Origin of the sequence: Finegoldia magna, from assembly GCF_018371055.1 — a bacterium.
GTDB classification, from domain to species: domain Bacteria; phylum Bacillota; class Clostridia; order Tissierellales; family Peptoniphilaceae; genus Finegoldia; species Finegoldia magna_I.
Genome location: NZ_JAGYZD010000218.1, coordinates 1 through 2,755, shown reverse-complemented (window position 1 = coordinate 2,755; position 2,755 = coordinate 1). Strand labels below are relative to the sequence as shown.

The following is a 2,755-nucleotide window of genomic DNA, read 5'->3' as shown; positions in this document are numbered from 1 at the left end:
TTTTTTGCGTAAAAAAAGAGGACATTGTCCTCTTCTAATTTATTTCAATGTTATTCCAATGGTCTGTAATCTTCTGCCAATGCATCTCTCAAATAAACGAATAATTTGTCGTATTTTTTGATTGAGTTGTAGTATTTGTTGTTAGGAAGGACGTAGTATTTCTTGTAATCTTTTGTGAATGCTTTGATGAGCCCTTTTCCTTGTTTATCCAAAAGTGGCTTGTCGATGTCTAGTCCCGATATCAATATTACTTGTGTGGAGTAATTGTTTTTGGTAACTGTGTTGTATCCACCGATTGTAGTCAATTTGTAGATGGAGTTGGTGTCTTTCATATATTCTCTAACTTTTAGTGGTAGGACGTCTTTTTTGACCAGCAAGATTGGTGCTTTGATTTTTTGTGCAACTGTAGATGATACGAGTGCATCTGCGAACACTTCACCGCTTGTAGTGATAACTTCCGCTGGATTTGCATTAACTCTCTTAGCGACTTCAACGCTAGATGCGTATCGGTCCTGACCTGCAAGTCTTGTGACACGTTTTTTAGTAAGATTTTCGATTTGGTTTTTAACAGATTGATTTACAGATATTTCTCCACCGACAATTGTCACGTTATCGATATTTCCGATTGATTTTATGAAATTCACAGTAGATGTGGATAATCCGTCGTTACTTACAAGCAAGATTGGCGCTTTTTGGTGCGCTGCAAGGCTTGTAGCATACAATGCGTCTGCATAATTTGTACCTGCGGCAAATATCAAATTCGTAGTATGTGCGCGTGTTTTCGCAGATTCCGCTGATGTGTCGTAACGATTATTCCCCATAATTCTAGTGATTTTCGCGTGTGGGAAATTTCTTCTCAAATTATTTTCAACCTTTTTGCTTATAGTATTCACTCCACCCATCAGATAAATCTCATCCAAGAACATCTTGTCAAGCGCTAATTTCGTTTCAACGGATAATGAATTCTTGCCAGTGTACAAAAGAGGGTATTTGCCCATAGATACGTTCGTCGCACTGATTGCATCGGGATATGCGTTGTCATTCACAAGAATAACCTTGTTCGTATTTGCAAAGTAATGACGTTGCACATTCACAGCAGTCTTCGCTCTGTTTTCGCCTTGGAATCGTTGGTGAATAACATTTTTGAACACACCATCTTCATTAGTAGTGATTTCTTCCTGCTTTTTCTCATTTGTATCTTTAGTTTTTGCATTAGAATCAGATTTTTTAGCAGTATCATTTGCGTTTGCTTCAACCTTTTCCGAAGCCCCTTCATTTGCGCTATCCTTGTCTGCAACACTCACCACAGGAAAACTCAACATACATGCCAGCATCAAAGCCACCAATTTTTTCATAAAACACTCCTTATTAATTTCACAACTAACACACGACTAATTCACAACGATGAAGAACAACAAAGTTGTACCCATCAAAAAACCAATCGCACTCATCACAATCTTCACAATAGCAGCCGTTATCGTCGCCTTGTTCAAAAAATCGGGCTTGAATTTGTCGTACATCACAATGCTGTACACAAACCCCGAAATCACATTCACAATCACACTAACAGCTGGAATTCTAGTGTTAAACACAGAAGAGAGCACAATAGTAACCAAAGTGTACACACTAGCCTTCGCCAAAAATTCTGCGTTCGAAATCTTTGCCACCATATCATTTTTCAAAAAACTTGTCGCAATCCAAAAACTCAACACACACGAAAAAGGTGACATGACAGTCTTCGAAAAATACGACAACGGAAGCGACAAACTCAGAAAATCCTTCGACGAAGTCGGAGGACTAATCTTCATCCACAACATAAATGAAAGTAAACTAATTACTCCCGAAATAATCAGCGTGAACATCCACGCGCCCTGTTTCTTCTCTATTGTTTTAATATGTTTTTCTAAACGTGAAAACACTTCACCATAAAATTTTTCCATAAAAACTCCTCTTAATTTATACATTTATTATAACCCAGTACAACAAAGCATTCAATAAATGCGAATTAATGAAGAAAATTTGAAATGATTGTATTAATAAAGAAATGAACATACAAAAACCCGACCTCAATTGAGATCGGGTAAAGTTCTATCTAATCATATTTGAAAATGAATTATAAATTAAAATTCCAACCAAAGCTACCAATAACATTTCCAATACAAACACGATAACTTTGATTACAATTTGTGCGATGAATGATTTCAAACCAACCTTGAAGCTGTCCTTTTCCAAATACAAATCTAGGAAAGTCGCAGAGTAAGCTACCATTCCAGTGAAGCAGCCGATAATGCTTCCGATAAATCCTAATGGCGTAAGTATGAACATAAACAATCCATTAATTATCGAAAATACTCCGCCCTTCACATCTCTTGTGCAAGGAGGTGGAGTTGGTCTCATGTATTTTTTCGTAAACATGTATATGAATCTTGTCATCACATAGTTGATTAACGGTACTAAAATCAAAGTCATTATAGAAATCGTAGGTTTGTGGAAAACTTTTGACAATTCTCCAAGTGAACCTTGTGTTGTAACGCTAACCCACACTGCGCTAGTCAAAGCAGCGATTAAACCTGATGTCAAAAATGAATATATGATTCCATGTTTTGTGGATGCGTAAAAATCATAGATTTTGTCGGCGTATACACTGATAAATTTAACGCATTTCAAATACCAATCAGGTGAATCGTTTTGCTTGTAGTTTTCGTATTCTTCGTTGTCTTCTTTTCTTTCTTTTTGAGTGTATTTTTGGCTGATT

At 36.6% G+C, this 2,755-nt stretch carries 3 protein-coding genes; all 3 read right to left on the bottom strand.

Annotation, left to right across the window (positions count from 1 at the left end; translation table 11 throughout):
• Positions 1–50: 50 nt before the first annotated feature.
• Positions 51–1,355: a cell wall-binding repeat-containing protein gene (locus tag KHW44_RS08185; RefSeq protein WP_304068281.1), complete on the bottom strand. Its 1,305-nt coding sequence runs from the start codon at positions 1,353–1,355 to the stop codon at positions 51–53.
• Between the two features lie 36 nt (positions 1,356–1,391).
• The gene (locus tag KHW44_RS08180) at positions 1,392–1,940 is read right to left on the bottom strand and encodes a hypothetical protein (protein WP_304068279.1); all 549 of its coding nucleotides are present in this window, start codon (positions 1,938–1,940) and stop codon (positions 1,392–1,394) included.
• A 148-nt stretch (positions 1,941–2,088) separates the two neighbouring features.
• The coding region (locus KHW44_RS08175; protein ID WP_304068276.1) for a hypothetical protein at positions 2,089–2,755 on the bottom strand (667 nt) is incomplete at its 5' end.

What these genes read in the sequence shown, in the direction of transcription:
- KHW44_RS08180 (WP_304068279.1), bottom strand. Translation starts at nt 1,940, where the DNA reads ATGGAAAAATTTTATGGTGAAGTGTTTTCACGTTTAGAAAAACATATT.
- KHW44_RS08185 (WP_304068281.1), bottom strand. Translation starts at nt 1,355, where the DNA reads ATGAAAAAATTGGTGGCTTTGATGCTGGCATGTATGTTGAGTTTTCCT.